Annotated in this window: 20 protein-coding genes; 12 read left to right on the plus strand and 8 right to left on the minus strand. The window is 29.5% G+C overall.

Annotated elements, in window-relative coordinates:
• Position 1: 1 nt before the first annotated feature.
• The 5 genes from ACKTTC_RS06150 to ACKTTC_RS06170 all read right to left on the minus strand — a co-directional run bounded on the left by ACKTTC_RS06150 (position 2) and on the right by ACKTTC_RS06170 (position 4,977).
• A complete protein-coding gene (locus ACKTTC_RS06150; protein ID WP_408038923.1) occupies positions 2–967 on the minus strand; it encodes a caspase family protein in 966 nt (321 codons plus the stop codon).
• A gap of 29 nt (positions 968–996) precedes the next feature.
• The gene (locus ACKTTC_RS06155; protein ID WP_408038924.1) at positions 997–1,782 is read right to left on the minus strand and encodes a hypothetical protein; all 786 of its coding nucleotides are present in this window, start codon (positions 1,780–1,782) and stop codon (positions 997–999) included.
• Between the two features lie 184 nt (positions 1,783–1,966).
• Positions 1,967–2,605, minus strand: coding sequence for a response regulator transcription factor (locus ACKTTC_RS06160; protein ID WP_408038925.1), 639 nt, complete (start codon positions 2,603–2,605; stop codon positions 1,967–1,969).
• 25 nt (positions 2,606–2,630) lie between these two features.
• Positions 2,631–4,727, minus strand: a complete 2,097-nt coding sequence (locus tag ACKTTC_RS06165; protein ID WP_408038926.1) for a tetratricopeptide repeat-containing sensor histidine kinase — start codon at positions 4,725–4,727, stop codon at positions 2,631–2,633.
• Positions 4,728–4,812: 85 nt separating this feature from the next.
• Positions 4,813–4,977, minus strand: a complete 165-nt coding sequence (locus ACKTTC_RS06170) for a hypothetical protein (RefSeq protein ID WP_408038927.1) — start codon at positions 4,975–4,977, stop codon at positions 4,813–4,815.
• Positions 4,978–5,317: 340 nt separating this feature from the next.
• Between ACKTTC_RS06170 and ACKTTC_RS06175 the strand changes: the two genes are divergently transcribed.
• The 6 genes from ACKTTC_RS06175 (at position 5,318) to ACKTTC_RS06200 (ending at position 13,304) form a co-directional block, all read left to right on the plus strand.
• Positions 5,318–6,313 (plus strand): hypothetical protein, encoded by a 996-nt coding sequence (locus ACKTTC_RS06175; RefSeq protein WP_408038928.1) that lies wholly within the window; start codon positions 5,318–5,320, stop codon positions 6,311–6,313.
• Positions 6,314–6,345: 32 nt separating this feature from the next.
• Complete coding sequence (locus tag ACKTTC_RS06180) at positions 6,346–7,437, plus strand: hypothetical protein (protein WP_408038929.1); 1,092 nt, start codon at positions 6,346–6,348, stop codon at positions 7,435–7,437.
• 2 nt (positions 7,438–7,439) lie between these two features.
• Positions 7,440–7,880, plus strand: a complete 441-nt coding sequence (locus tag ACKTTC_RS06185) for a hypothetical protein (RefSeq protein WP_408038930.1) — start codon at positions 7,440–7,442, stop codon at positions 7,878–7,880.
• Position 7,881: 1 nt separating this feature from the next.
• Positions 7,882–9,147 (plus strand): TRAFs-binding domain-containing protein, encoded by a 1,266-nt coding sequence (locus ACKTTC_RS06190; RefSeq protein ID WP_408038931.1) that lies wholly within the window; start codon positions 7,882–7,884, stop codon positions 9,145–9,147.
• Positions 9,148–9,264: 117 nt separating this feature from the next.
• The gene (locus ACKTTC_RS06195; RefSeq protein ID WP_408038932.1) at positions 9,265–12,339 is read left to right on the plus strand and encodes a hypothetical protein; all 3,075 of its coding nucleotides are present in this window, start codon (positions 9,265–9,267) and stop codon (positions 12,337–12,339) included.
• On the plus strand, positions 12,336–13,304 hold the full coding sequence (locus tag ACKTTC_RS06200; protein ID WP_408038933.1) for a S1 family peptidase: 969 nt from the start codon (positions 12,336–12,338) through the stop codon (positions 13,302–13,304). Before ACKTTC_RS06195 ends, ACKTTC_RS06200 begins: the two co-directional genes overlap by 4 nt.
• 73 nt (positions 13,305–13,377) lie before the next feature.
• Here ACKTTC_RS06200 and ACKTTC_RS06205 read toward each other — a convergent pair whose 3' ends face one another.
• The gene (locus ACKTTC_RS06205; RefSeq protein WP_408038934.1) at positions 13,378–15,636 is read right to left on the minus strand and encodes a TonB-dependent receptor; all 2,259 of its coding nucleotides are present in this window, start codon (positions 15,634–15,636) and stop codon (positions 13,378–13,380) included.
• A gap of 318 nt (positions 15,637–15,954) precedes the next feature.
• On the opposite strand from ACKTTC_RS06205, the gene ACKTTC_RS06210 reads away from it, so the two are divergent.
• The 6 genes from ACKTTC_RS06210 (at position 15,955) to ACKTTC_RS06235 (ending at position 19,209) form a co-directional block, all read left to right on the plus strand.
• Positions 15,955–16,800, plus strand: a complete 846-nt coding sequence (locus ACKTTC_RS06210; RefSeq protein WP_408038935.1) for a helix-turn-helix domain-containing protein — start codon at positions 15,955–15,957, stop codon at positions 16,798–16,800.
• Positions 16,801–16,936: 136 nt separating this feature from the next.
• A complete protein-coding gene (msrB, locus tag ACKTTC_RS06215) occupies positions 16,937–17,383 on the plus strand; it encodes a peptide-methionine (R)-S-oxide reductase MsrB (RefSeq protein ID WP_408038942.1) in 447 nt (148 codons plus the stop codon).
• A gap of 1 nt (position 17,384) precedes the next feature.
• A complete protein-coding gene (locus ACKTTC_RS06220; RefSeq protein WP_408038936.1) occupies positions 17,385–17,633 on the plus strand; it encodes a peptide methionine sulfoxide reductase in 249 nt (82 codons plus the stop codon).
• 38 nt (positions 17,634–17,671) lie between these two features.
• A complete protein-coding gene (msrA, locus tag ACKTTC_RS06225; RefSeq protein ID WP_408038937.1) occupies positions 17,672–18,172 on the plus strand; it encodes a peptide-methionine (S)-S-oxide reductase MsrA in 501 nt (166 codons plus the stop codon).
• Between the two features lie 31 nt (positions 18,173–18,203).
• Positions 18,204–18,677, plus strand: coding sequence for a TlpA family protein disulfide reductase (locus ACKTTC_RS06230; protein WP_408038938.1), 474 nt, complete (start codon positions 18,204–18,206; stop codon positions 18,675–18,677).
• A gap of 19 nt (positions 18,678–18,696) precedes the next feature.
• The gene (locus ACKTTC_RS06235; protein ID WP_408038939.1) at positions 18,697–19,209 is read left to right on the plus strand and encodes a peptide-methionine (S)-S-oxide reductase; all 513 of its coding nucleotides are present in this window, start codon (positions 18,697–18,699) and stop codon (positions 19,207–19,209) included.
• Between the two features lie 118 nt (positions 19,210–19,327).
• Here ACKTTC_RS06235 and ACKTTC_RS06240 read toward each other — a convergent pair whose 3' ends face one another.
• Both ACKTTC_RS06240 and ACKTTC_RS06245 read right to left on the minus strand, forming a co-directional pair.
• Positions 19,328–19,483: a hypothetical protein gene (locus ACKTTC_RS06240; RefSeq protein WP_408038940.1), complete on the minus strand. Its 156-nt coding sequence runs from the start codon at positions 19,481–19,483 to the stop codon at positions 19,328–19,330.
• A 21-nt stretch (positions 19,484–19,504) separates the two neighbouring features.
• Positions 19,505–21,965, minus strand: a 2,461-nt coding sequence (locus tag ACKTTC_RS06245; RefSeq protein WP_408038941.1) for a T9SS type A sorting domain-containing protein, incomplete at its 5' end; no start/stop codon positions are given.

Consider the following 21,965-nt stretch of genomic DNA (forward strand, 5'->3'; position numbering starts at 1 on the left):
TTTAGATTCTATTGTTATTTACCATCTCCCAATAATATTTTCCTTTATTTGTAAGCATACATGGTTTTTTATTTTCTGCTGCCCTATACATATATCTTTCTCCTACAGGCACTAATAGTTCTAGCTTATAGTACTCTCTTAAGTCTTTCATTATTTTTTGATTTGCTTCATTTGAAGGATCTAAATCTTCGTCGAAAGTTGGATCTAACGGAAAGTTATACTCTTTGCTAGGAAAGTATCTTGTTAGTTTTCTTAGTTTTTCTAATTCTATTTTGGTAACACATTTACGAAGCGAAACCATTTTTGAAATATGAGATTTTAGAATAGGACGCTGTTCCCAAGTATTTAATAATTGATCTACATAATTATATATACCAGAAACATTTACATTTCCTAAAAGATCGGCAGCACCTCCTTTTAATGCATCATAAATTATGGAAGTAAAAACACCTTGGTCTTCGTCTTTTTTTTCAAAAGAAAGTTGTGTGTCTCTACTTGAAGTTAAAATAGATACCCCTTCTCTTAAAATTGCTTTACGTCCTCCAATTTCTTTAAGGTTTCCCAAATTTCCACTATGGCAGCAATCTAGGATTATAATAACCTCGCTAACTTTCGAAGAATTCGCTAATGTTATGACTTCATCTAATGAAACTCCTTCATGATATCTCCTTGCATCTTGTGTTACCAGATAACTTCCTATTTCTGTATAAGCTCCATGTCCTGAAAAATATAATACTGCTACTTCTGCTTCTTGATAAAATAAATTGAAAATTTCTTTTTTAAGTTTGGTAACTGTAATATTACTTTGATTAGAATCTTCTTCAGAAATTAATAACTTACAATCAAAATTTACACTTCCATCATTGTTTCTGCTTAATACTTCATACATATTTCTAGCATCATTAACACTAGCCTCTAAAGGAGCATTTTTATAATGATTAATTCCTACAATTAACGCACGTCTCATTGATCTTACTTTTTGTATGGTTTTATTCATTAGATATATTGAGAAAGGTCTACCTTCTCTAATGCAATTCTAAATTCTGGTTGATCTCCTAAAAATGTATCCGATTTAAAAATTTTCTCTTTTTTACCAAAGGTTTTCTTTTTAAAGCGCATAACATCTACAAATACAGTTACATCATCCGACCAATCTTTAATCAACATGTCTCCTTTCTGTTTTTCTAGACTGATATTAGCATTTGCATCTAGTTCTAGTTTCCCTGTTGATATACCTTTAATATCTCCTCCAAGAGTTATTTCTGAATTTTTAGAAATAGATTGTACTACTAGTGCTTTCTTAGCAATTGTTAATGAAGTTATAAGGAATGTATTATCCCATTGCATTTCTTTGCCATTATCAACAATTTCTTTTTCAAGACTAAGAATATTATTTATATATGCCCTGTTACATTTAAGTGCATAAAAAAAAATAGCTCCTTTTTTTGAAAACGATAATTTTATCTTTCCTTTACCGCTTGGTAACTCTTCGATTCCTGTAGCTACTTTCCCTCCTAACTCAAATTTAAAATCAACTGAATTCTCACTTGTAAATTGATAGGAATCTGAAGAATCTGCATCTTCCTTTATTTCATAAGTTGCTCCTAAACTTTCTAAATCTGTAATCTTTTGAAAGCTTCCGAAAGGAGCTGTTCGGAATATTCCTATTCCATGTGGAAATTGTACTATGTCTCCAACATTAATTTCTTCTCCTGGTAAGTAAACAGCAACCTTCCCTAGCTCTTTTGCAATTTTCTTTGAATATTGTATTTGTAGTGACATAACTTATATACATTTAAGGTTAACACTACAAATTTGCTTTAATAATCTGCCAAAAAAAACATCAAAACTATTGATTTAAAAAAACGGTTTCCTCCTCATTTTTAAGGATATAAAACAGACATCAAAAATAAAAAGTCACTGATTTCTCAATGACTTTTTATTTTATTATTTAATGTGTATAATATTACATATATCCTTTTTCAAAAGCATATTTAACAAGTCCTTTAGATCCTCCTCTTACTCCTGTTTTCTCTATTAAATTTCTTCTATGTGTTTCCACGGTGCTATGCGCTATGTATAACTTTTCTGAAATAATTGGTGTTGTATCTCCTATAGCTATTAGTTTTAGCACATCAATTTCTCTCTTAGTCAGTTTTACATTTTTAATCTCATCATTTTTCTTTTTTTGACTTTGTCTAAATGTTTTTTCTACTTCTCTACCAAAATATTCATCTCCTTCCATTATATACTTTATTGCCAAAACTAATTCTTCTTTTCCTTTATTTTTTAATATGTAACCATTAGCACCTATGTCTATTACGCTATGTACAAACTTTTCCGTGTTATACATTGATAACATTAATACTTTTACATTTTGATAATCTTTTTTGATAATCTTAGTTAACTCTATCCCAGAAAGTATAGGCATCTCTATATCTAATATTGCCAAATCTACATCTTTAGTTTCTATTAGTTCTAAAGCTTGTTTTCCGTCAGCTGCCTCTCCAACTACTTCAATATGTTTTTCTAATTCTAATAAGGACTTTAATCCATCTATAACTATTTTATGATCATCAGCTATAATTACTTTAATTTTTTTCATAAATAACTTTTTATTAATTCTCTCATTATATTGGAACTTCTATGTTAATAGTTGTTCCATTCCCTCTCCCTGTATCAATATCTATAGTGCCGTTTAATGCATTCACTCTAGACGCTACTCCTTTTAATCCCATCCCTGACTCAGTAACTTCAATAGAATTATCAAAACCAACTCCATCATCTATGACTGTTAAGTTTAAACTGTCTGAACGTTTTAATAATTGCACGCTTACTTCACTAGCCTTTGCATGTTTGATTACATTATGGATTAATTCTTGAACTATGCCGTACAATTCCATTTCTAAATTATTCTCTAATCTATCATCTAATCCATGCGTTATAAGCTCTAATTGAAACGTATTAGTTCCTTTTATTGTGTTTTTTAAATCTTCTAAGGCAGCAACTAACCCAAATTTTGTTAACACTCCTGAAACCATGTTATGAGCTATTTCTCTTACTGCATTACATGCTTCGTCTAATAATGCATTTGCCTGTGAGTATTGCTTTTTATTCTCTTCTTTTAGTTTATCTATATTATCTTCAATTGATTTATAGTTTAATTTCACCATAGAAAGCATGCTTCCTAGTCTGTCGTGTAAATCTTGTGCAATTCTTTTTCGTTCGCTCTCTTGACCATTAATCATAGCTTTAATAGATTTCAATTCCTGTTTTTTTAGTAGTTCAATATTTCTCTGAACTTCAATTTCTTTTGTTTTTTCTGCTAGCTCTTTAGCTTTTTTCGATTTATAAGCAAAAAATAAAGCAAAAAATAATAATGCTATCAGTGCAATTCCCCCTGTTAATGCATACAACTGTATGGTTTTCTTTCTATTTTCTGCGACTATTCTAAGGTTCTTTTCTTTATCTATTTCTTTTTCCTTTACCAATAACTGGTTTTTTTGTTTTTCTCTTTCATATTTAGATTCAAACGCTTCTAAAGCTCTGTATGTAGCATCTATACTATCTCTCAACACAATATGACTTTCGTTGAAAAAAGATGCTTTTTCATATTCTTTTAAATTTTCATACGTTTCTGCCAGACTCATTAATAGCTGAAGTTTAGTATACTTTTCATTGTATTTATTTGTTAACTTCAAACTTTTATTCAAAAATTGAATTGCATTTTTATAATCCTTCTTCTTTCGATACAATTCTCCCAAATTATAATAGGAATTGATTAGCTGGTAATCTTTTTTATTTCCTTCAGAAATTTCAATACTTTGTCTAAAGTAATTAATAGCCAAATCGAATAGTTCTTTTTCTTTATAGAGAAGACCAATATTATTCATAATATCTGCCTTGTCTAAGTCCTTCAATTCATTTTTAATAGCTAAACTTTTACTATAATAAAACAAAGCACTATCTAGTTCTTCTTTTTTATAATAATTTATTCCTAATCCGTTATAAACCTTAGATAGCCCTCTTTCGTTATTATTTTTTTTATATAAGCTCAAACTTTTCTTTAAGTACACAAATGCTTTATTGTATTTAAAGGTTTTATTATAGATATTACCTATATCTAAATAATCTCTTGCAAGCCCTTTAGTATCATCAACCTTTTTTCTTATCTCTAAACTTAGAAAGTAATTTGCTAAAGATTTTTCAAAATTTTCGATACTATAATATATCGTTGCTATTGTGTAGTAAACTGTTGCTAGAAGCTTTTTGTTAGATTGTTTTTCAGCAGCTATTAGTGCTTCTTTACTATATTCTAACGCTTTTTCGTATTCTTTTTCTTTTTGATAAATTCTCCCAATCTGTATTTTAGCTCTACTTATTCCGTAGAAGTTTTTTAGTTTTTCTTCAATTTTTAACGAACCCTTGTAATGTTCTATAGCTTTTAAATTATTTCCTCTAATTTTTTCTATAACTCCTAAACGAGTTAAACTTGTAGATATTCCTTCGTCATATCCTAAAGAGTCACTAATTTTTTTAGCCTCTTGCGCATAAAAAATTCCTATTGAATATTCTTTTCTATTTTTCCAAGCTAATTCATTAATTTTCGTTACTTTTTCTTTGTATGCATCTGTATTTTCTATAATCTCCTTAAATTCATCATATTGCCCATAAACAATACTTTTGAAACAAATAATTGAAATTATTAAGATTATATTTTTTTTCATCTTTGAAATCTTTTAATAACAAAAGCAGGTTTTCTCATACAATTTAAGAAAACCATGCTTAATAACAATTTCTTATAAATTAACTTCATTTAATATCATCATCATCATCTCCTTGAGATGATGTTGTGGCTCCTTGTCCTCCAGGTTTCGGATTTCCATTTCCATTATCTGTGTCATCTTCTGGCACAAATGGTTTGTCTCTCCCTCCAGTAGAGCATACAAACCCTTCATTTTTGTAAACTTCGTACATAAAATATAGTGTTTAAAAATTCTTTAACAAATTTCTATTAGTTTATAAATTCAAACAATAGTCAGAACCGAGTGTTTTTACCTCCTTATAAATGAGGACTAACTCTAAAAAAAGAGACAACAAGCGTACCTCCTTAATTCTGAGGATATAAAAAGCAATATTTCTAACGATTGACTTTCTTTCTCTTTTAATAAACCTTTGTATATGATTCAATTTTAATCTACGGGGAAAAATACTTTATATCAACTCATAAAATAAAATCATACATATTTTGAATTCAAAACAATGCAAGGATTGATATAGAATAATAGTATCTCAATTATTACTTAAATCTAATAGTATGAAAATTTTAGTTATTGGAGGTTATCATGAGGACAATGAACCATTAAAAAAAGAGTGCATTAAGTTCACTAAAATCTTAGGGAAAGAAATAATAGCTCAAGGGCATACATTATTAAATGCATGCATGACAGAGTTTGATGCCATTATAGCTGAAAGCGCCTCTCTTTTATTAAAAGAAGGAGAAATTAATAGTAAAATAGTCAGCTATATCGCTAAAGGAATTACTCCTTCACATAATATTGGAAAAATTAAAGATTCTGAACTTGAAAATTGGGAACTAGGTACTCCAAGTTTAAAAATTCCTGAACCTATCAGTAATGCCGATGCGATAATTACCGTATGTGGTTCTGAAGGTGTACAACGTGCTGCTAACTGGGCTAGAATAGCAAAAAAACCTATTCTGCCTATAAAAAAATTTAAAGGCTCTTCAGAGTTAATCTATTTTGAAGAGAAAAATAATTTTCATCAAACATGTAATAATAATATTACTCTAGAAGATTTTGAAGATTTATCTCAAAGTATAATTAACGATAAGGAATTAGCCAGTACCGTTGTCAATCTTGCTGAACGAGTGAAAATTTCTAAAAACACATTCGTTATCATGCCTTTCACCGATGATGAAGAATTAGAAAACACATTTGATTCCTTCAAAATTGTCTGTTCTAGATTTAACCCCGAATATGATTGTATTCGCATGGATGAAGTCACGGATATTAGAAGAATTATTCCAGAAATGCTCAATCATATTAAAAAATGTGCTTTTGTAATTGTTGATTTAACATTAGAAAGACCAAATGTATATTATGAGTTAGGATATGCAGATGCTCTTAATAAACCCATTATTGCAACAGCTAAAAAAGGAACTGTTATTCATTTCGATGCTAAAGATATTCCTATAATTTTCTGGGAATCTCAACGAGTGTTACGAGAAGAATTGAAGGTTAGAATTCAGCAAATAGCTGTTAAGCAAGGAAGACCTATAAATAATGTTTAAATAAAAAGATTTCGTATATAAAATTAAATATTATGGATGCTATTGATGCTTTTAGAAGATTTTCGTTATCTGTAGATATTATTAACGATAATAATAAACAACAGATAAATCAAATCCTTGAAAACATTTCAAAAAATATAATTGGAGCTACATTTTTTGAAGTACAATTTAGATCTAGAACCAATACTACTAAACAAGAGTATTTAACAACAATTTGGAGTAATAAGCAAGAAGCAATAGGGCAAATATTTGATGTAAGGATCAATAATGAGCTAAGAGGTCAAATTAGTTATGCTTTAGAGAATAACACAAAATTATGGGTTGTTTCTGAAGATGGTAATGTTCTAAACCCTAACTCTAAATGTATCGATTTATGGTCATCATCAAGTAACCTACCAAAATACTGGAAATACATAGACGATAAAGATCATAAAACGTCTGTAATATTACCTCTTAAACACAAAGGAATGCATGATCCTATAGGTGTAGTTAATTTTGAATTCGAAAATTTTCATGAAATAAATCCGAACTTTAAAAAAATTTTTGAGACTCTTTCAAAAAGTATAACTACACTTTTATATTCATATCAGGCAAGAAACCATCAATCTAATAACACTAAAAGAGCTGTTAACGAAATACTTGATCTTACTCAAAAACAAAATCATATTTTAAGAAAACCAGAAGTCTTTATAGCATATTCGTCTCGAAGCTTACCAGATGTAATTGATGTTATTAAAGAAATTGAAGCACGATATGAGCAAAAATTCAAATTCGTTTGGTGGAATGAAATAAATAAAACAGGAAATATAGACAAACAACTAATAAAAGCTATAACTACAAGTAAATTGGCTATCGCATACTTTTCTGAACCGAAAGAAGATGGAAGTTTCGTAGATAATGCAAATGTTTTATTTGAAGCGGGAATGTTTCATGCACTATCTAATAAAGATATTGCAAATGAACCTGTTTTCTGGATCCCTATAAGAGAAAAACATAATGAAAAAATTCCATTTGATTTTGCTCATGAAAGAATTATTGAAGTACAACGAAATCAAGATAATTCTTTACAGGAAAAAAAATTAAAACTATCAATCATAAACAGACTCAAAGAAATTCATAAATAATAATGGATGGGGTAATAAAATCATGTTCAACAGCTAATTGCAGCTATAAATGTTGTGATTTTAATCAAGGAAATTATATTGTTTTATTTCCTAACGAATTAGCATATGCTAAGAAGAATAAGTTTTCGATAGCACATCTTAGAATTATAGAAAAAATAGATGATCATAGTTTTAAAGTAATATGCAATGCTAAAAATAGAGTTAATTGCGATAATGGCTATAAACCTACTGATTGTAAAATATACCCCATTTTCCCTGTAGTAAATGACAAATATATTTTAAAAGGTGAAAAATGTCCTTTAACTACAAGCCACATCGAGAAACACATTGAGAATTCAAAAAAACATATTAAAAACCTTCCTTATATACAATTTAAAGAGTTGAATAAGTGGCTTCAACACATTAAATTAGTAGGATATAAATTAATCAAATTAAATGTCTAATATGAAAAAAACATGTTTTGTAATTATCGGTTACGGTATTAAAACGGACTTCGCAAATGGTAGAGATATTAATCTTGATAAAACTTTTAATAATATTATAAAACCCGTTTTTGAAGCATTGAATATCGAGTGTTTTCGTTCTTCAGATTTAAAACAAACTGGGGTTATAGATGTAAAAATGTATGAACATATTTACAAAGCTGATTTTGTTGTTGCAGATATCTCTACACTAAATGCAAATGCCATTTATGAATTAGGAATTAGGCATGCACTTAGACCCAACACTACCATAGTTATATCTGAAGATGATTTATTAAAAGAAAAAAGAATTCCATTCGATATTAATCATGTTGCAATACATGCTTATGAACATTATGGGAAAGGTATTGATTATGAAGAAGTAGTTCGTTTTAAAAAACATTTAAAAGAATTGGTAACTCATATTTTAAACAATCCAAACGAAAAAACTGATAGTCCTGTTTATACCTTTATCCCTAATCTTACTCCTCCGAGTTTTACAGAAGAAGAATATGAAGAATTAATTGAAAATATTGATGCTTCTGAGTCTGTATCAAGTCTTGTAGAAGCTGCAGAGAAAGAAAAAAACAGTAAAAATTATGAAGTCGCTATAAAACTTTTAAATGAAGCTTTAGAGAACACCTATAATAAACACGATGTTTTTATCATTCAGCGTTTAGCCTTAAACACCTATAAATCAGAAATTCCAGATAAAATATCTTCTTTATTTAAAGCTTTAGAAATTCTACAAACATTAAACCCTGAAGAAACTACAAACCCAGAAACACTTGGTCTTTTAGGAGCAATAAACAAACGTTTATTTGAAGCTTTAGATACTACAGATTATTTAAATAAATCGTTGCATTATTATGAAAGAGGGTATTATGTAAAACAAGATTATTACAATGGAATTAATACCGCTTATTTATACATTACTAAAGCTGTATTGGATAAAAAGAACGAGTCTGATGATTTAACCATATATGCAAGTTATGGCCAAGCAATTAAAATTTGGAAAGAACTCATTCATAAATGGGAAAAAATTGTCTCTACAGAAGAGTTCAAAAAAAGAGGAGACCAAGTATGGATATACCTAACCTTAGCCGAAGCTTATTTGGGCATTTCTAATACCGAAAAAGAACAGAAATATATTGATTTGGCTTTACACTTACCTGAATCTGATTTTGCCATACATAGTTATAATGAACAAAAAGAAAAGCTACAAATATTTATCAATGAAATGACCTAGATATTATACAGATCTAATTCTTAAAAAACATAAAACCATTAAAAACAAACATTTAGATTATTTTTAATTTTCTAAATGATGTATTTCATTTTTACAAACTAACCAAACTTAAAACCTATGAAACTTAAAACTTTTTTATTTTGCTTATTGCTATGTCCTCAATTTATCATGGCACAAAAATCAGCTCCTGTTGCAGGAGATGCAGCTACCCTTATTGATCTACTAAGAAAAGATTATGGTACTATTAGTACAGAATTACGTGCAGAGACCATTGCCAATGACATGGCAAAAACTGTTGCTATTTTTAATTCTTATCTAACAGATAATGAAAGAAAGGAACTACAAAAAAAACTAAACTACAATACTTTCACGAATCAAGAAACAATAATTTTAAAGAAAAAACTTGAAAATAAAACTTTAACTAATCAGGAAACAACAATACTAAAGAAAAAACTTGGGACTGTAAAATTTACTAATGATCAAAAAGAAATATTAACCAAAAAGTTAAAAGGTAAACTGGATCCTGATGACGACCTCATAATTCTACACAAATTATGTATTACTTCAATTTTCACTAACGAATTAGTTAAAAAGTATACTAATATTAGAAAAGATATTTTAGTAGAAAAAATATATGATATTAAAGATAATTTAAAACGTTATAATAGTGTTTTAAAAACTAATGAACTAATGCCATCTGATTATGGAGATGCATCAAGCCTTATAAATAAAAAAGTAGAATATTACGAGTCTAAATTTTATTTAGATTTTATTAGATTAATTGCCTTGAATGACACATATGATTCTGATAACATTTATTTAAACTTTTTGCTAAGTCAATTCATAGATAAATATTATACTGTATTCTTTTTAGAACCTGATACTTTAGCACAAATAAACTATAGTTCTTCTGTTCAAAAAGCACTTCCTTTTTTAGGTGGAGATTTGGCTTTTGAAACATTAATTGATGGACTTGCTAGATTTCTAGCTAAAAGAATAAAAGAAGAACTTACTATTAATGTTATTGATAAAGTAAAAGAATATCTAACCAATCCATCTGAAGAAAGTTATATTAATGAACTTTTAGTTTTATTACCTACTACCACAGATTATCTTAAAAATTTTAATGCAAATCAAGTTCTAAATTTTATAGATGATTTGAAACAGTATATAGAACAAGATTTAAATAATCTTATTACCAATTTAGATGATTTACGAACTACTCCTAGATTTCGAAAACTTATTCATAAAAATCCTGATTTAGATTTTGCTTTTGAAGCTTTTGATTTGATCTCTCAAATTTCAAAAACTGAGAACCCTATTGAATACTTTGATATTTTAGAAAACAGTAGAAATATTCAGCGTTGGGGAAAAGATACCGATCCTACTAAATTCAATATTTCTAATACGATTAAATTAACCTCATTATTGGCAAACAGCATGTTAGTTATAGATGATGGTAAGCAAAAGTTAGTTTCTTTAGATTTTATGAGTGATTACGGTTCTATGAGAGATTTTTATTACTTATACATTGGTTTTTTACATCAGCAAAATAGTAAGTATTTCAATATAAAATTCAGAAAAGATACTGATGTAATAGACTTAAATTTAAAGAAATTGATGGAGAGTGCAAATCCTAATAATATTACTGCAAATGAAAAAAATATTAATGACGTTATTTCTTTTCTAAAAGAAAATCTCACTAATATTTCATCATATTCTGAAGAACTTCAAAAAAATATAGAACAAGTAAAGAAAGCTAATAAAAGTAATGATAAAGTATCCTATACTGATGTATATGAATTGATAAATACATTGATTGGTTTCTCTGAAGAAATTACTAAAACTGCCGAAAATATTACTAGAAAAGGAGTAAAATTAAATTTTTTCGAGAGCGGATTAGATACTACATCTATTGTACACAAAACAAAGCCTTATTTTAAAACCGCTACAACTGTCAATCAAATATTTTTAGATCTTCATCAAAAGAAATTTACTACTGCTATTATCAATGCATTAGAAATACCTTCTAATTTTAGTAATAATGAAATTTCTTTAAACAAAATTCTTAATTTAAAAAACAGTTTTATAAATGCTAATAATTTAATTCTTTTAAAAGAATTCCTTTCCTACAAAAACATTCCTAATGCCAAGGATAAAAAAGAAGCTTTTAAAAAACTAGCTGAGCAGCTTAATTATATTATAAATAGTTCAAACAATTCTTCATTAACTAATATAAAACAGCTATATACTACTTTATACAACAGTATAATAAAAGATAAAAAACAAGAATTTAAAAAGAATCTTACTCAATTTATAAGTGCCATTGAAAACGAGACTATAATTATAACTATTCTCAAAGAATATGCAAAAATAGATTTTAACGAGACTTTTAAAACCCCCATTGAAGCTTTTTTATCTAAAAAAATAGCTCAACTTCCTCCAGGAATTAAAGACCAAATCATTAAAACTATAGAAGAATACGCCTCATTAACTTTTAAAAGTGTAGTTTTTGATGAAAACAAAGAGAAAGAATTAAAAACTACTACTAATAATCTTTTAAGATTAATACCTGTGTATTTACCTGAATTAACAACTAATGTATTCCGTGTAAAGGATAATAATGTAATACGTTTAGTTCACTTTATAAGTAATATAGCTACCTCTAGTACTTCTGAAGATGTAGAAAATGCACTTGAATCTTTTGCTTTACCAACGGGAAGTTCTTCTATAAAAGAAGAAACATCTACTTATGTTTCTATTAATTCATTTCCTGGTATATTATTCGGAAAAGAAATTAGTGGTAATACAATCGACAATGCAAATTTTGCAGGAATAACTGCTCCAATTGGACTGTATGCACAATTTTGGAATCTTAAAAAAGGTTCTCTAGGTGTATTTGTTCCTATCATAGATATTGGTGCTCCAGTTAGATTTCGATTAGATAATAACAACGATACAGGAACCTTACCAGATTTCAATTTTAAAGATATATTTTCTCCAGGTTTATATATTAGTTATGGGTTTAACAAATCTCCTTTTGCTATAAATGCTGGAATTCAATACGGTCCAAGATTAAGAGACATCGATAATGGAAATGGAGAGTTCTTAGATATTGAATCTTATAGAGTAGGAATTGGAGTTGTTATTGATATTCCTCTTTTTACTTTATACAATAAAGGAATAAAATGAGACTAAATAAATTAATAATTTTAATTATCAGCTTACATTCACCTCTTTTAAACGGCCAAGTTAAAAAGAAAAGTTTTGTAAGTAGGGCTCCTGCAGCAATAATTGAATCCATAAATGAGAATGAAAATTATACTTTTATTAATATATGCGGAAATCGAGTAGAAAGATTGAAAGGAGTTAGTAAATACGATAGTCGGTTAGAAATAATAGCATTAGATTCTCTTGTAAAGTGGCAGTCTTCTATAATAAAAACATCAAAATCTGTAGCTATTATTATAGAAAAAGAACGATTGCATGCTATTTCTAACTCTGAATATCAATTAGACTTTTATAATACATTACAAAAAACATATAATCTATGCGCTAATGAAGCATTTACTAATCAACCTGTTGTAGGCTCTGGAACTGCTTTTGTTATTAGCGAACAAACAATGATCACTGCCAAACATGTATTTGAAAGACCGATAAAAGATTATGTCATTGTATTTGGTTTTCAATTCTTAGACAAGAAGAAAAAGGTTTCATCAATTATACTCGCCTCTAATATTTTTTATCCTACTAGTATTGAAAAAGAGTTTGATGAATTAGACGTAGTACAATTTAAAGTAGATAGAGTCTTTCCTAAATCTATTCCTGTTTTAGAATGGGAAAACTCTAAAGCATTACAAAAAAGAGATGAAATTTATATGATCGGTCATCCAACCGGATTGCCTAAAAAAGCTGCTTTAAATGCAGACATTATAAACAATTCTAAACTACAATACTTTTATACTTCTTTAGATAGTTTTCAAGGTAACTCAGGTTCACCAGTTTTTAACTTATGTTCTAACAAAGTAATAGGAATTTTAGTTTCTGGCCAGCTAGATTATGAGTTTAATGGAAGTTGTTACAAAACTACTTTATGTAAATATCCACAATGTTTAGGAGAAAAAGTAATTCGTATTGAAAATGTAATGAGAAACTAAAAATATTCTATAAAAAATAACTAAAGCCTTACTAAAAATAGTAAGGCTTTAGTATTACGATAGTGTTTTAAATTTATTTTGAAGAATATTTTAATCCTAATAAAAATGTTCTAGGTAATAAAGGTCCGTATATATACGTTGGATCTCTATCTATTCCTCGATCAAAATCTTGTTGGTAGCTATTAAATAAGTTTTTAAAACCTGTGGTTATTTTTAGTTCTTGTTCTTCATTTATTTCAAAAGTATATCCAGCATTCAGTCCTACATCTACCATATTTGGTGTTTTTACTAGTTCATTCTGACTTATAAAACCTGCTAAATGTGTTGTATACATAGGTCCTGTATATACTGCAGAAAGGTTGAAATCCCATTTTTTAGGAGTATAATTTATGAATGCATTTGCATATGCTTGTGGAGATCGTAAAATTTTATTGGTGGTTATTCCATCTTCTGGTTGATAAGTATTTTGGTAATATCCATTTTGAAGCGTTCCTCCTAATTGGAAAATTAAATCATAGTTTGGGCTATATTTTATTTCTAAATTAACTCCATTAACTGTAGCGTTACTTCCATTAATTTTTTCTTTAACCAATAATCCGTTACTACCTACTCCTCTATTTTCATACACAAAAGGATTGTTTATTCTTGTAAAGAAACCTTCAAGATTAATTAAAAACTGATTCCCTTCATCTTGATGACTATATTCTAAAGAAGCGATAAAACTATTAGAAGTTTCTTCTTTTAAATCGCTAGCTAATTGTACGTTTCTGATTTCTCCAGTAATAATTTCTGAATGCACATCTTCTGAAAAGAATTGTGGTGCTCTAAACCCTTTAGAATATCCTGCTCTAAAATTCCAACTGTCATTAAAATTATACAATACATTTAATCTTGGGTTTACGATAAATAATGTTTTATAGTATCGGTTAGATTTGAAATATTCACCTCTAACACCAGTAAGCACTTTTAAATCTTTTGTGATTTTCCAATCTATTTGAGAGAATATTCCTGCTGTATGTACTTTTTGCTGGAAATAACTGATTAATGCATTCTTACGATCTTCTGTAATTATATTATAGTTAGTTTCTATCCCCGAAGTTAAAGTTATTGATTTTTCATCATTATGTTCAAATTTTGCTGTATGTTGTATTCCTGCTAATGCTGTAAAATCTTTCGTAATACCATAACCATCTGGATCTTGGTTTGTTCCATAATAGTTATTTGCTTTCGTATTTATAACATTTCCATATAACGAAATTTTATTTTTATAATCTTTCGTAAAATAATCATATGTTACTCCTCCACTTACAATATTATTTTTAATTTCTTCAGCAATTAATGCTTGATGAGATGGCAATTCAAATTGATCTCCTCCTCTTCTAAGTTCGTAAATCGTGATAAATTCTGCGAATAATTTTTCATAGTCGTTAAACTCATAAAAAGATTTAAAACCAAAATTCAGATTATTCAATTTTGTAATCTCAGAGAAGCCATCGTTATTCGCATCAAACTCTTTTCTATTTCTGTACATTCCGAAAAAAGTAATTCCTTTTCTAACATCTTCTGAAACATTAGAAGAATTGAATGTAAGTATGCTTTCAGGAGTATTTAAGTCTATTAAATTAAACTTTGAATTTATTTCGAAACTATCTTCAACAGGATCATTGGTAATAATATTAATCGTTCCAGCAATAGCATTAGCTCCAAAGATAGCAGATCCTCCACCTCTTGTAACTTCAACCTGTTTAATCATATTGGCAGGAATTTGATCTAATCCATATACTCCATTTAAAGAACTAAATATTGGTCTGTTATTGATTAATATTTGTGAATATGCTCCATCTAAACCGTTTATTCTTATTTGTGAGAATCCACAGTTTTGACAATTATTTTCTGTTCTTAAACCAGGTTGAAAGTTTAACCCATCTAATAATGAAGAAGATTGCGTTCCCTGTAAAATTTTACTATCAGTTACCGTTACTAATACTGGCGCTTCTTTCCTATTCAAGTTTGTTTTCGTCGCTGTTACAACTACTTGATCTAAACCTAATGCGTCTTCTTCCAAACTAAAATTTACAACCGTATCTTTATCTAAGTGTACTTTCTTTTTACCTTTTTTGAACCCTAAACTTTGTGCGATAATAGTATAATCGCCATGTCTTACTTTTAAAGTATACTCTCCTTTTTCATTGGTTGTTGTTCCTTTAATTGTACCTTCAATATAAACATTGCAAAAAGGTAAAGGTTCTCCTTGATTTGAAACAGTTCCTTTAATTGCGATTATTTTATTCGTATCATGCTGCGATTGTCCTTTTAAAGAAAAAAGTAACATAATAAGTATGCATATTGAGTAATTTTTAACCCCCTTCATTTTAATTAGATTTATTACAAATAAGTCCGCGAAGGAATATCTTTTCAGGTTTAATCTCTAAAAAATTCAACTAATCAACTAAAAACCTCTGTGAGTTGGGCAAAAAATTAAGTCTATAGTTTTTTCGTAGGTAACATAAATGATTCATTTTTAATAAAACAAACTATAGTTGTCTTTTGTAGAATTTTCAGAATAAAAGTTTTTTTATTGAAAATGAATTCTTTTTACAGTAATTTTCTGCTGACAAACTATTCGTGGTTTACTAACTAAGATATATTCATGGAATTTACTTATAAAGGCAAGAATCAAGAAGTTTTTGATTTAATAGATGTTTCAAGCTTAACTTATAGCGCACCTAAGATGAGAGGTGATTGTTATAAAATAATTTGGGCAAAAGAAGATGAAGTTAAGATTAATGTAGATGGTTATAGTGTGCTACTTCAAAAGCATCAGATGTTATTTGCTACTCCTTTAAATCTTTTAGATTTTGAAATTAGTCATAAACAAGTTATTATTTATTCTTTTAATAGAGAGTTTTATTGTGTTAGAGATCATGATACAGAAGTTTCTTGTAATGGCTTACTATTTTTAGGTTCCTCCTCTCCTATTGTGGTACGATTAAATGAAAAAGAGCAAAAGAGTTTTAGCTTACTTTATGAGTTTTTTGTTGAAGAGTTTGGAACTGTAGATCATATTCAAGGAGAAATGCTTTTAGTTCTTTTAAAGCGACTTTTAATTAAATCGGTTAGAATTGCCAGAAAAATTCTTCCTGAGCCTGATATGCCTCAACCAAAATTAGATACTATTAGAAGATTTAATATACTGGTAGAAATGCATTTTAGAGAAAAGCATAAAGTTAGTGAGTATGCAGATTTAATGAACTTAACCTCTAAATCATTATCTAATTTATTTACTCGATACTACTCCAAATCTCCTTTAAAGATTATTAACGAACGTATTGTCATTGAAAGTAAAAAACTATTGCGTTTTTCTAATAAGAATATCAATGAAATTTCATTTGAGCTCGGTTTTAGTGAGGCTTCTCATTTTTCTAAATTCTTCAAAACTCATGTTGGAATGTCTCCTAAACAGTATAAAGAAAAAAACATTAGTGCTATCAGTTAATTACTCATAAAAATTACGACTCTTTTCTTATTGAGGAAAATGTATACAAACTCAGGAATTATCTGTACGGAAAAACATAGTGTTTGATTGTAATTTTGCAGTGTAAAAAAAGAAAGGATAACTTATGAGTAACAAAATTTTAACTTGGAAAGATGTAATTCACTTTGCTGTAAATGGCAATCTATCTCCAGATAAAAGAGTAGAGAAACCTGAACAAGAGTGGGAAAAAATTCTAACTTCTGAGCAATTTAGAATTACTCGTTTAAAAGGAACTGAAAGAGCACATTCTGGTTCTTTATGTAGTATACACGATGCTGGAAAGTATAATTGTGTTTGTTGTAATACTCCATTATTTGATTCTACCATAAAATTCAATTCTGGTACAGGTTGGCCTAGTTTTACACAACCAATTAAAGAAAATGCCATTAAGTATGAGAAAGATGTTTCTTATGGTATGGTTAGAGTTGAAGTTATGTGTAATACTTGTGATGCACATTTAGGACATGTTTTTCCTGATGGTCCAGAACCAAGTGGATTACGTTATTGTATTAATTCAGAATCTATGACTTTACAAAAAGAATAAAATGCTAGAATTTATAACATCTATACCTGAAGGATATTCAGAAGGAAAATACCAAGATAGAAAGTATGGCATTACCAAAACTACTTTTAATAATGGTAATTCTTTTAAAGTATACGCTAAAGAACTTCAAGGTAATGATTTTATAAGTCTCAATTTTTATATAACGAAAAATAACAGGTATTTAAAACCTTGTGAAATGCCTGAGCAAAAAGTAATCGACTTTTTAAAAGAAGTCTCAATATTAATTTAGAAAATTAACCTAATTAAAACTCTTAATTTTTAATAATAATGACAACATACAAAAAAGCTTATATCGCAGGTGGTTGCTTCTGGGGAATGGAAGATTTATTCAGAAAACGCCCTGGAATTGTAGATACTGAAGTTGGTTATTTAGGTGGTGAAAATGATTTTCCAACTTATAGAAATCACCCAGGACATGCAGAAGGTATAGAACTTACCTATAATCCAGAAGAAACAAACTTTAAAGAAATCTTAGATTATTTCTATAGAGTTCACGATCCAACAACAATCGATCGCCAAGGAAATGATCGCGGTTCTAGTTATCGATCTGCTATTTTTTACCAGAATGATGAGGAAAAGCAAATTGCTGAAGACTTTATAAAAGTAGTTGACGCGTCTAACAGATGGCCTAGTAAAGTAGTTACAACTTTAGAACCTTTTACTAAGTTTTGGGTTGCTGAAGAATATCATCAAGACTATTTAGTAAAAAATCCAAATGGATATACTTGCCATTTTGAAAGATTCGACAACTCATTTATTCCATCTTAGTAATACATAACCTGAGTTAATAAAAACCATCATGGATTTACATACAAATCAAATTGAAATTAACAAACCATTACCAGAGTGGGAATTGACTTCTATTTTTAATAATAAAGTTCCCGCTCTTGAAAATTATAAAGGCAAACCTTTGCTAATTCTTTTTTTCAACTTAGGCTGTCCAGGTTGTAAAGGAAGAGCATTACCTTATGCAAATAGAGTTGTTGTTGAAAACGGTGAACATATTAATGTAATTGGTATTCATTCTCGTTTTGAAGGACCAGAATATCATATAGAAGATTACATAAAAGCTAAGGAAGAATTTTATATTCGTTTTCCTTTTTTTGAAGATGAAAATGACACGAATACTTTTAGAAAATATGAAGCTGGAGGAACGCCACATTGGATTTTAGTGGATCAAGAAGGAAACTTAGCATACTCTATTTTTGGATCAGATCCTAATAATGCTTTGTATCGATTAGATTTAAAAATTAATGAGCTTTTAAATACATAAAACACATTATAGTTTATCATTGAAAAATAATAGTAAAATAGGTTTTGGAGGCGGTTGCCACTGGTGTACAGAAGCTGTGTTTCAGCATTTAAAAGGTGTATTGAAAGTTGAACAAGGTTGGATTGCCTCCACTGGTGAAGAGCATACTTTTTCTGAAGCTGTTATTGTTTATTTTGATCCAGAATTAATCGATTTAAAAACACTTATCGAAATTCACTTATACACTCATAAAAGTACCAGCAATCATTCTTTTAGAAAAAAATACAGATCAGCAGTTTATACATTTTCAAATGAGCAAGCGCTTATTGCTAAACAACATATACTTTCTTTTCAACCGGATTTTAATTACGAGGTTATTACCAACGTTTTACCTTTTGTTGAATTTAAAATCTCTCCAGAAGAATTCAGAAACTATTATAAGAACAATCCTGCTAAACCATTTTGCAAGACTTACATTAATCCAAAGTTAAAACTCTTATTGAATAAATTTTCTAAGCATATTTGCAAAGAGAATCTGGATCATCTACAATAATAAACTTTACGTATTACTTGATACTATATCATTATTATGAAATTACTAAAAAAGCATGAGGTAGACATAGAATCTACTTCATGCTTAATTTACACAGTCGATAAAAAGAAATTACTTCTTAGAATCCATCTCCTGGGGGTTCGGGAGAAGCAGCTTGCGCCTTTTTGGGGGATAAAATCAGGAAAGTACCCAGTGCTGTTAATGCTGTATACTTACCTATTTTCTTTATGGCCTGTTTGCGGGTTATATCTTCTGTGCATTTATTTTTTTTCATAATTATGATGTTTTTAAAGAACTAGTCTATTATTATTTTTTTACTAATCTTAGTTAATTTTGATTGTAGCTTTACAATATATATTCCAGTAGGAAGCTCAGGTAATACAATTTTATTTACAGCTTGAGATTTTATTTCTTTACTGATTATCTCGGCTCCTAGTAAAGAGTACATATATACCTTAGCATCTGTAGTTATTCCTGAAATAGTTACCTCATTTGCTGAAGACTTATAGATACTTACGTTTTCTGAGTTCGAAGTTGTATCTTCAGAACTTAGTCTTTTAGAAGTAGTATGTAAATAAAACTGACCTATTCCATTTGAAGGTGACGTAAGTGTTATTTTATAGTTTTCTTCTGATAGATTGATAAATCTACCATTTACTCTATCTTCTAAATATGTGTGAACGTTCTCTGGTAAATTGCTTTCATTCACAGTAAAGGTGATTTCTTTTCCTGCTGCTGCAATAACCCCGATAGGAACCACAATAGTTTCCATATCTATATCTGGTAATGCTTGTATTGCTAACTTATTTCCATCATTATCCGTTACTAACTCTGTGTACACCGCAAAATCATATGTAACTCCACCAAACATTTTACTATCGCAACCATTATCAAAACCAGTTGTTTTATTGGTTACATAATAGATTTTAGTAGAACTTTTAGCTTCATCATTTTCAATTAATAATTCAACTTTTGTCAATGAAGATCGTAAAAATGTATCTGCATTATGACCTTGATTTGCATTATTAAAACTAATATTCCCAGCTGTACTCGCTTCTACAAAAAATCCTTGAGTTGGAGCAATTTCTATTGGATCTAAATTGTTTTTTGTAATGTATTGCGTACCGTCCCATAACCAAATTGTTTCTTCAGAAAGTAATGCCGTATTATTGGCTGTAAAAGTTGACGATGTTACATAACTCGCAAATGGATTTCCTATTAAGTTGAAATTATTTCTTGTTCCCATTACAATTCCATAATTTGTAGTGGTACTATTAATTGTTCCTGAAAACTGTGCTGTTCCTGCACTTGATAATTTCATTGAATATCCTTTTCCTGACATCATAGTACCAGTAGATCCTGCATTGTAATATGTCCATGGATTTGCTCCACTGTTTTCATATGGCGCTAATCCTAAATTACCAGCTGTACCACTATCTAAATTATTGTTTGTAATAACATCTTCAATAGTTTCGCCAAGTACTGGAGAAGCTATTAAGTGCCAATTAGAAGTTAAACTTCTTTCATATGTTACAGTTCCACTACTTGTTCCTGTTAGAATTAATGAGCCTCCGTTTCTAATAGTTAACGATGAGCCTGCTTCAATAGTTATGTCATTAAGTGTTACTCCTGCTCCATCTATTATTGGAGTTGCTCCTCCAGAAATAATAACATCATCTGTACTAGAAGGTACAGTGCCTCCTGCCCAATTTGTCGATTCAGTCCATGAATTATTTGTTGTTCCAGTCCACGTAACAGAAGCTACTATAGCATCAACAATAGCTTGAATCTCTGATAATGTGTCTACATCTGTTCCTGTTAAAATATCTACGGCAGCGTTTACTAGAGCAAGGTTCCCCAAAGTAACACCTGTAACTCCAGCGTTGGTATAATCTACTACCGTAGGTGTTGGATTTGTATTATCATCTGCGTATGCCTCAATCACGTTTCCTGCGACTACGCCATCTATAATTGCTTGAATTTCTGCTACAGTATCAACATCTGAAGCTGTTAAAGAATCTACGGCAGCATTCACCTCTGCAAGAATCCCTAAATTGACGCCTGTCAATCCTGCATTAGCGTAGTCCGCCACCGTAGGTGTTGGGTTTGTATTGTCATCTGCGTATGCTTCAATCACATTTCCGGCAACTACGCTATCTACAATAGTTTGAATTTCTGATAAACTATCAACATCTGTTCCTGTTAAACCATCAACTACTGCATTTACTTCTGCTAAGTTTCCAGCCGTTACGCCTGTTACTCCTGCATCTGTATAATCAGTTACGGTTGGTGCTGGATTCGTATTGTCATCTGCATAATTCTCAATAACATTTCCGGCAACCACTCCATCTACAATAGCTTGAATTTCTGCTAAACTATCAACATCTGTTCCTGTTAAACCATCAACTACTGCATTGATTTCTGATAAGTTCCCAGCCGTTACGCCTGTTACTGCTGCATCTGTATAATCAGTTACGGTTGGTGCTGGATTCGTATTGTCATCTGCATAATTCTCGATAACATTTCCGGCAACCACTCCATCTACAATAGCTTGAATTTCTGCTAAACTATCAACATCTGACCCTGTTAAACCATCAACTACTGCGTTGATTTCTGCTAGGTTCCCAGCTGTTACGCCTGTGACTCCTGCATCTGTATAATCAGTTACGGTTGGTGCTGGGTTTGTATTGTCATCTGCATAATTCTCGATAACATTTCCGGCAACTACACCATCTACAATCGCTTGAATTTCTGCT

The sequence above is a fragment of the Tenacibaculum amylolyticum genome, from assembly GCF_964511145.1.
Lineage (GTDB): Bacteria > Bacteroidota > Bacteroidia > Flavobacteriales > Flavobacteriaceae > Polaribacter > Polaribacter amylolyticum.

What these genes read in the sequence shown, in the direction of transcription:
- ACKTTC_RS06150 (WP_408038923.1), bottom strand. Translation starts at nt 967, where the DNA reads ATGAGACGTGCGTTAATTGTAGGAATTAATCATTATAAAAATGCTCCT.
- ACKTTC_RS06155 (WP_408038924.1), bottom strand. Translation starts at nt 1,782, where the DNA reads ATGTCACTACAAATACAATATTCAAAGAAAATTGCAAAAGAGCTAGGG.
- ACKTTC_RS06160 (WP_408038925.1), bottom strand. Translation starts at nt 2,605, where the DNA reads ATGAAAAAAATTAAAGTAATTATAGCTGATGATCATAAAATAGTTATA.
- ACKTTC_RS06165 (WP_408038926.1), bottom strand. Translation starts at nt 4,727, where the DNA reads ATGAAAAAAAATATAATCTTAATAATTTCAATTATTTGTTTCAAAAGT.
- ACKTTC_RS06170 (WP_408038927.1), bottom strand. Translation starts at nt 4,977, where the DNA reads ATGTACGAAGTTTACAAAAATGAAGGGTTTGTATGCTCTACTGGAGGG.
- ACKTTC_RS06175 (WP_408038928.1), top strand. Translation starts at nt 5,318, where the DNA reads ATGAAAATTTTAGTTATTGGAGGTTATCATGAGGACAATGAACCATTA.
- ACKTTC_RS06180 (WP_408038929.1), top strand. Translation starts at nt 6,346, where the DNA reads ATGGATGCTATTGATGCTTTTAGAAGATTTTCGTTATCTGTAGATATT.
- ACKTTC_RS06185 (WP_408038930.1), top strand. Translation starts at nt 7,440, where the DNA reads ATGGATGGGGTAATAAAATCATGTTCAACAGCTAATTGCAGCTATAAA.
- ACKTTC_RS06190 (WP_408038931.1), top strand. Translation starts at nt 7,882, where the DNA reads ATGAAAAAAACATGTTTTGTAATTATCGGTTACGGTATTAAAACGGAC.
- ACKTTC_RS06195 (WP_408038932.1), top strand. Translation starts at nt 9,265, where the DNA reads ATGAAACTTAAAACTTTTTTATTTTGCTTATTGCTATGTCCTCAATTT.
- ACKTTC_RS06200 (WP_408038933.1), top strand. Translation starts at nt 12,336, where the DNA reads ATGAGACTAAATAAATTAATAATTTTAATTATCAGCTTACATTCACCT.
- ACKTTC_RS06205 (WP_408038934.1), bottom strand. Translation starts at nt 15,636, where the DNA reads ATGTTACTTTTTTCTTTAAAAGGACAATCGCAGCATGATACGAATAAA.
- ACKTTC_RS06210 (WP_408038935.1), top strand. Translation starts at nt 15,955, where the DNA reads ATGGAATTTACTTATAAAGGCAAGAATCAAGAAGTTTTTGATTTAATA.
- ACKTTC_RS06220 (WP_408038936.1), top strand. Translation starts at nt 17,385, where the DNA reads ATGCTAGAATTTATAACATCTATACCTGAAGGATATTCAGAAGGAAAA.
- msrA (WP_408038937.1), top strand. Translation starts at nt 17,672, where the DNA reads ATGACAACATACAAAAAAGCTTATATCGCAGGTGGTTGCTTCTGGGGA.
- ACKTTC_RS06230 (WP_408038938.1), top strand. Translation starts at nt 18,204, where the DNA reads ATGGATTTACATACAAATCAAATTGAAATTAACAAACCATTACCAGAG.
- ACKTTC_RS06240 (WP_408038940.1), bottom strand. Translation starts at nt 19,483, where the DNA reads ATGAAAAAAAATAAATGCACAGAAGATATAACCCGCAAACAGGCCATA.